The organism is Cryobacterium sp. Hb1, from assembly GCF_004403585.1.
In the GTDB taxonomy this organism is placed as follows: Bacteria; Actinomycetota; Actinomycetes; order Actinomycetales; family Microbacteriaceae; genus Cryobacterium; species Cryobacterium lyxosi.
On sequence record NZ_SOHI01000003.1, the window covers coordinates 1 to 7,171 of the forward strand.

At 57.7% G+C, this 7,171-nt stretch carries 5 protein-coding genes and 1 pseudogene; 5 read left to right on the forward strand and 1 reads right to left on the reverse strand.

The window, feature by feature from the left end:
* The first annotated feature begins 68 nt into the window (after positions 1-68).
* From E3T38_RS00115 to E3T38_RS00125, 3 genes are all read left to right on the forward strand, one after another.
* Positions 69-332 (forward strand): DUF488 domain-containing protein, encoded by a 264-nt coding sequence (locus E3T38_RS00115; RefSeq protein ID WP_134545452.1) that lies wholly within the window; start codon positions 69-71, stop codon positions 330-332.
* Between the two features lie 91 nt (positions 333-423).
* Complete coding sequence (locus E3T38_RS00120) at positions 424-633, forward strand: DUF2945 domain-containing protein (RefSeq protein WP_134545456.1); 210 nt, start codon at positions 424-426, stop codon at positions 631-633.
* Between the two features lie 199 nt (positions 634-832).
* Positions 833-1,735 carry an alpha/beta fold hydrolase gene (locus tag E3T38_RS00125; protein WP_134545453.1) on the forward strand — a complete coding sequence of 301 codons (903 nt, stop codon included), beginning with the start codon at positions 833-835 and terminating at the stop codon, positions 1,733-1,735.
* A gap of 99 nt (positions 1,736-1,834) precedes the next feature.
* Here the strand turns inward: E3T38_RS00125 and E3T38_RS00130 are convergent, their stop codons facing one another.
* Entirely contained in the window at positions 1,835-3,163 is a 1,329-nt protein-coding gene (locus E3T38_RS00130) for an OFA family MFS transporter (protein WP_134545454.1), read from the reverse strand.
* A gap of 777 nt (positions 3,164-3,940) precedes the next feature.
* Here E3T38_RS00130 and E3T38_RS00135 point away from each other — a divergent pair.
* Positions 3,941-6,235, forward strand: a pseudogene (locus tag E3T38_RS00135) (FdhF/YdeP family oxidoreductase).
* Between the two features lie 404 nt (positions 6,236-6,639).
* A complete protein-coding gene (locus tag E3T38_RS00140) occupies positions 6,640-6,885 on the forward strand; it encodes a hypothetical protein (RefSeq protein ID WP_134545455.1) in 246 nt (81 codons plus the stop codon).
* The last annotated feature ends 286 nt before the right edge of the window (positions 6,886-7,171 follow it).

Consider the following 7,171-nt stretch of genomic DNA (forward strand, 5'->3'; position numbering starts at 1 on the left):
TCACGGCCTCGTCTTTGTACTCAGGAGTGAACTCCCGGCGTGTCTTTCCCATGTGAACATTCTCTCTTGTGAGGTGTCCACTCAACGGGGGCAAGGCCAAGTTCGTTGCCGGTGTCGATGAGTTGATGGCGCTGGCGAGGAAGCAGACCGTAGCGATCATGTGTGCCGAGGCCGTGCCCTGGCGTTGTCATCGATCACTGATCGGAGATGCGTTGCTGGCGCGGGGCCTTCAGGTTGCCGACATCATGAGCTTGACCTCGACCAAGCCGCACACCCTGACCAGCTTTGCCAAGGTCAACGGCGACCGTGTCTGGTACCCACCGGAAGAGTGATCATCGAGGGTGCACATTCAGATCGAGGCGACGTAAGACAGCGAATAGGGTGAAGAGATTTGGCAACAGTGTGGCAGAGGAAGGTACACCGATGATAAAAAAATTCTCAGTCGGCGATCACGTGCGCTGGAACTCCGAGGCCGGCCATGTGCACGGCACCATCACGAAGATTCATACGAAGGACGTCGAATACAAAGGCCACATGCGCCGCTGCAGTCTTGATGATCCGCAATACGAGATCTTGAGCGACACGACCGACCATGTAGCGATGCATAAGGGCGAGGCCCTGACGAAAAGCTAGGAGTGCGCGGCGGCCAATGGATACCAACGCGAACGTGCAAACGTACTGTGCCTGCTGGCAGCGGTGATGGCGGCCACGATCGCGTGGCGATCTTCCGTCTCGTCCTGGTGAGCACGGATGGCGGTCGTGGACGTGTTGACACAACCTACCGCGAGTGAAAGTCTGAATTTTAGACATAGACGAGCGAAACGAGGACAGTATGGCCGAATTCACAACGGAAACTGATCAGCTCACAGGGGTGCGGCATCGCACCATTTCCGTCGATGGGCTAGAGATCTTCTTTCGGGAGGCGGGCCCTGCGGACGCGCCGACGCTCGTGCTGCTGCACGGTTTCCCTGCTGCGTCGCACCAGTACGCGCACCTGATGGATCGGCTCAGCGATCGGGTGCACCTCATTGCACCGGATTACCCGGGGTTCGGTTACAGCAGTGCTCCCACCTCGAGTAGTGGCGGCGGGGACTTTATTTACTCTTTCGATCACGTCGCCGAGGTTATTGAAGCATTTCTGGTCACCCTCGGCATCGACGAGTTCTTCATGTACGTTTTCGACTTTGGCGCTCCGATCGGGTATCGCATCGCGACGCGACATCCAAATTGGATACAGGGAGTCATTGCACAAAATGGCAACGCCTACGAGTCCGGACTAGGTCCGAATATGCAGCCTGTGGTTCAATACTGGATAAATCAGAAGGAAATGGAGCCTGTCATCCGCGGAGCGCTTACAGCTGAGGCAACGCGCTCCCAACATCTCGAGGGGGCCGCGCATCCGGATTTCGTCGATCCGGACGTCTGGACCTTGGACCAACACTGGCTTGATCAAGCTGGACGAGACCAGATCATGCTGGATTTGCTCTATGACTATCAGTCCAACGTCGCACTGTATCCCACGTGGCAAGCGTGGATGCGCGAGCACCAGCCCCCCATGCTATTGCCCTGGGGCCGTAACGATCAGTTCTTTTCTGAATCAGGGGCGCGCGCGTATCTTGACGACCTTCCGTCTGCTGAACTGCACCTGCTCGACACCGGGCACTTCGTCTTGGACGAACAGCTGGACACCGTGGCTCATCTGATCGATGACTTCATCGGGCGACACACTCAATAGGAGCCACTCGACGCACACGCACCGCAAAAACAGACAGATAGATTCAGGTCGTCAGCTGTTTGTAAACGCTGATCCGAAACGAAACCCATTCGCTTCTTGTTAGTTGAGAATCTTCGACGCTTCGGCTGTCGGGTGCGCAGCAGTTGACTTCAACGCGTCAGCCTTCGGTCGCGGCATCCTCGTGATGATAGGGACGATCAACGACATCAGGGCAATAATACCCATGACGGTGTACCCCAGCGTGTAGTCCTTATCCGCGCCGATGAGAGCAGCGATGATTGGTGAACCGATGATCCCACCGAGGCTCCACCCGATGATCATGAGCCCGTAGATCGCACCAGCGTGTTTGACTCCGAAGAAGTCTCCCGCCGTTGCGGGCATCGTGCCGAACCCGCCGCCGAAGCAGAGGTAGACGATGGCGGCGAGGACGAAGAACAGCACAGCGTTGCTGGCGTGGGGAATGACCAGCAAACAGATACCTTGCAGGCCGAGCATCAGACCGAATGTCGTCATCCGACCGGTCTTCCCAGAAACCCATGCCCAAAAGACACGGCCACCTCCATTGAACAGCGCCAACACTCCGACGAGCGCGGCAGCGCCGCCGATGCTATAGCCGGCGATGTCGATCGCACTCGAGTTGGCCTGGGCGACCAGTGCAATGCCGACAGTGACGTTGAGGGTGAGAATTGCCGCCAGAAAATACCACTGCGGTGTCCGTAGGGCCTCTTTTTCGGTGAACTGCTTGTAGCTGTCGTGCGCCCGGCCTGTGGAGGCAGGCACCCAACCTGGAACCGCGTATCCGGCAGGCGGGTTACGGAAGAATGCCGCGCCTATCAGCGCGAGCACAAGATAACTGATGCCGAGAGGCAAAAAAGCCCGGTTCGGTTCCGTCGGAGTCATAGCGATCAACCATTGGGCGATGGGTGCGGTCAGGACCGCTCCAAATCCGAAGCCGGCTACGGCAAGTCCGGTGATGAGACCGCGTTTGTCTGGGAACCACTTCTGCAACATTGCAATCGGAACGATGTACGCCAAGCCGAGGCCGAATCCGCTGATGACTCCGTAGCCGAGGATCAGGAGCCACAGCTGGGTGTTGTCGTGTGAGAGCGCGAACGAGGCGAGGATGCATCCGAGGGCATAGATGGTGCCTCCGGCCAGGGCCACCGGCCGCGGCCCTTTCTTATCCTGGATCCTCCCACCGATGTAGCTGCCGATGAAAATCATGCCGATTGTCACGGTGAACGGCAAAGATGCTTCCGGGTTAGTGAGTCCCATGGCATCCGGGCTCTGCAATGCTGAACTGAACACACTCCACGCGTAGACAGCGCCAATCGAGAACTGTAGCAAAAGCGCTGCAATCACGATCCCCCAACGCCCCGCCGTCGGCTGTTTGGTCGTTCCGCCGGTCACAGTAGCTGATGAATACATAGTTCTACCCTTCTCATGATTATGGGTAAGTCCCTCATTGAAACATTCGTAGCGCAGGGCCCATCGCTAACTGAACTTTGGGTTCCCGCAGAGGAATTTGTCAAAAAAAAACCGGAGAGGAGTTTGTCAAAAATCAAATCAGAAACACCCGGAATCGATTATCATCTCATCGTCGCTCACTTTGTCTGGAGACTAAGTACGCCGCTGTCAACACTGGCCTAACTGCAGGCACCACAAAAATTCGTGGCACACGAATTGAAATCCAAACGCGGATTTCGCTGTGGGACGCCAGCGGCCAGCGTGCCATTTCAGGTCGCTATTCGTGCTCAGCCGCTCTCGGGTGCCTGTTATCGCGAGTAACGAAACATCACTCTAAGCAGGCGACTTGTCGTCGAGTCGTAACCCACTCACCTATTTAGTCCTATCAGCTAAGTGCGTGATACGCAAATACCAGGTCCCGATCTGGAGGGAGCGGGGACCGATTTCCACTCAATCTGCATATGGTAAAGCGTCCGAATTCCCTTCGCCGCAGTGGGTTTTGGTCGCGCCCACCCGGTGTCGATTCCGGTTCAGTTCGACCCAGATCCAGACATCGCATACCAATAAAAGCTTACGCCCCCACTGATAACCACATTGTCACGCCTATGCGAACTTTGTGATACGGATGGCTCTTGTGAAAAGCAGATATCGGAAAATAGTGCACGTCCACAGCGACGAAAATATTTTTCACGGGGTTTTATTGTCTCGACGATTCATTTTTAGGAGCAGGATAGATATATGAAACGTGCAGCACCGGTAAATGACATCAACGAAAGCAATCTCGTCGTTAAGAAGCCAAGAACTCACGCAGCGGGCCTCGAAGCCGTCGTGGTGGCCCTTGACCGCGGAATTGCTCAGGCTGGACTGTCCCGCACAGCCCGCTCTTTACTTCGCCTGAATCAGCGTGACGGCACCGACTGCCCCGGATGCGCCTGGCCCGAATCCCAAGGGCACCGAAAAACGGCTGAGTTCTGCGAAAACGGCGCCAAGGCCGTGGCCGAGGAGAGCACCACCCGCACGGTAGGTCCGTCTTGGTAGGCGCAGCATTCCGTCGAGGAGCTCGCAACCAAGACCGAATACTGGCTGGGCAACCAAGGCCGTATCACCCACCCTGTGGTCATCCGTCCCGGTGACACGCACTACTCGCAAATCAGCTGGGACGATGCCTTCGAGCTCGTCGGGCAGAAGATTCGCGAGAGCACTCCGGAGCGCACCGTCTTCTACACCTCGGGTCGAACGGCCAATGAGTCGGCGTTCATGTATCAGCTTTTCGCCCGGTCCATCGGCACCAACAACCTGCCGGACTGTTCAAATATGTGCCACGAATCTTCGGGGTCGGCGCTGAACCCCACGATCGGCATCGGCAAGGGCACGGTCTCGCTTGACGATATCCATCAGGCCGAGCTCATCTTCGTCGTCGGCCAGAACCCCGGCACAAACCATCCCCGTATGCTGTCCGCCCTGGCCGCGTGCAAGGACAATGGTGGAAAAATCGTCGCTGTCAACCCGCTGCCCGAGGCGGGACTATTCAACTTCAAGGACCCGCAGACCCCTTCCGGACTGATCGGAAGCGGTACCAACCTCGCCGACGAATTTCTGCAGATCAAGGTCGGCGCCGACCTGGTCCTGTTTCAGGCACTCGGTCACCTCCTACTCGAAGAGGAAGAGCGCGTGCCAGGCTCCGTCGTGGATCACTCCTTCATCGCTGAGAACACCGATGGGATAAACGCCTACCGGGCCGCCCGCAAAACCATCGACTGGGAGGTGACCGAAGCCGCTACTGGCCTGTCACGCGCACACATCACTACGGTTGCTCAAATGATGGTCAACTCCAAAGCCACCATCATCTGCTGGGCCCTCGGACTCACGCAGCAGCCGCACTCCGTAAACACGCTCAAGGAGATCATCAATCTGCTCCTGCTGCAGGGAAACTTCGGCAAGCCCGGCGCGGGGGCGTGCCCGGTGCGGGGACACTCCAACGTACAGGGCGACCGCACTATGGGCGTCTGGGAAAAGCCGAAGGAGCCGATGCTCGCGGCCCTGGACAAGGAATTCTCGATTGAATCCCCGCGCGAACATGGCCTCGACTCAGTCGACACCGTGGACGCGTTCGAGAACAACAATGTTGACGTCTTCATTTCCATGGGCGGTAATTTCGCGCTGGCATGCTCGGACACCGATCTACTCGAGGCAGCGATGCAGCGGGTAGGCCTGACAGTGAGCGTGTCGACCAAACCCAACCGGTCGCACGTCCGTCACGGACTGACCTCGTTGATTCTGCCGACCCTCGGCCGCACTGATACCGATGACAAGCATCCGGGTGGCCGTCAGGTACTCAGCGTCGAAGATTCCATGTCCGTTGTGCGCACCACCCAGGGACGCCTGAAACCGATTTCAGACCACATGCTGGCCGAGCCCGTGATCATCGCCCGCATGGCTAACGCCACCCTCGGCGCCGACCACGTCATCGATTGGAAGGCCATGGCTGACGACTATGACGTCATCCGTGACCACATTTCGCGGGTTCTCCCAGGTTTCACTGATTTCAACGCCCGACTCAAGACGAAGAACGGCTTCGTATTGCCGAACCCGCCACGAGATACCCGCAGCTTCAAGACCGACATTGGTCTTGCCCGCTTCACGGTAAGCCCGCTGGAATACCTCACCCCGCCAGCCGGCCACCTCATCTTGCAGACCATGCGCAGCCACGACCAGTACAACACCACGTTCTACGGTCTTGACGACCGCTACCGCGGCATCTCCAACGGTCGCCGGGTGATTCTGATCAATGCCGAAGATGCGATAGAAATGGGTTTCTCTGATCGTGCCGCGGTCGATGTGATTAGTACCTTCCAGGGTGCCGAACGCCGCGCGGATGACTTTCGTCTCGTGTTCTATCCGACTGCACGCGGTTGTACGGCGGCGTACTTCCCGGAGGCCAACGCGTTGATGCACCGCGAGCTCGTAGCAAGAGAATCAAACACGCCCGGCTACAAGGCCATGGCGGTGCGGTTTGTGGCACGTGCCGAATAATCTGCCCTGCTGAGCTCACCGACAGAAGCCGCCTGTTTCAACCAATGGGGTGGGCGGCCGGGTTCGGTTGAGGCTCTGGCCGGTGCGGCGACGATGCCTCCCGCGCCACGGACCATCGTGAGTAGTGCTGCGTACCTACGCGAAAACTCTACGTGCCACGATGCCCACTCATGAATGCCCTAATGCATGCGAAAACGCGGGCTCTATGAGCGATAATACGTGCCTCCTTTGTCACCATGAAAGCACCAGCAAAGCTCCCCGCGAAGCGCACGGCACTGGTCAGCTTCAACTTCGGGGACTACCGTGGCGTTAATACGCGCTGATGAACGTCTTCGCACGATCGCTCGCTCCTTGACGCGTTTACACGCAATGCTCGTGGCGAATCCGATGAAAAGAAGGAAAAAATGACCGACGACAGCGTTACCCAAGGCGAACCGGTTCAGGACCAACATTTCCAACCGGATGACGCCAAGGCGGCAGGGATCCTGATGCAACAAGAAGCTGATCTGGCCGGCCATGACGAGGAGCACGTTCTCACCGCTCTACGTCAGCGCTTTACGGACATCGGAGTACACATCGACGAGGACTCGCTCCACGCTCATGCGCATCGCATCGCGAGCCTCAGCCCGAATGATTTCTCAAAAAAGTAGACCTCTGCCTGAAGACGTGAACAGCGTCATCTTCAACCTCGCGCCCTCCCCCTCCCGCTAACGTCGGCGAGGAAAGCGCCCCGCCACAAACGGATGCTTCGTAACGCAACGTGAGGTTGGATTGCATCAAGTGTGACGCAACAAATTCACTCATGTTGTGGGCGGGGTGGCCTCCGTGGAGCGTGGCTTAACGCAGAACAACCACCCGGGGTGGTTGTTAACGCAGAAAAGCCATCCCGTGAGGGATGGCTTTTCTGGTGTTTCTAAGTTAAGTCCGGCGGTGTCC

Excerpts from the sequence above, each read along its gene's own strand:
- E3T38_RS00120 (WP_134545456.1), top strand. The coding sequence starts at position 424 with ATGATAAAAAAATTCTCAGTCGGCGATCACGTGCGCTGGAACTCCGAG.
- E3T38_RS00125 (WP_134545453.1), top strand. The coding sequence starts at position 833 with ATGGCCGAATTCACAACGGAAACTGATCAGCTCACAGGGGTGCGGCAT.
- E3T38_RS00130 (WP_134545454.1), bottom strand. The coding sequence starts at position 3,163 with ATGTATTCATCAGCTACTGTGACCGGCGGAACGACCAAACAGCCGACG.
- E3T38_RS00140 (WP_134545455.1), top strand. The coding sequence starts at position 6,640 with ATGACCGACGACAGCGTTACCCAAGGCGAACCGGTTCAGGACCAACAT.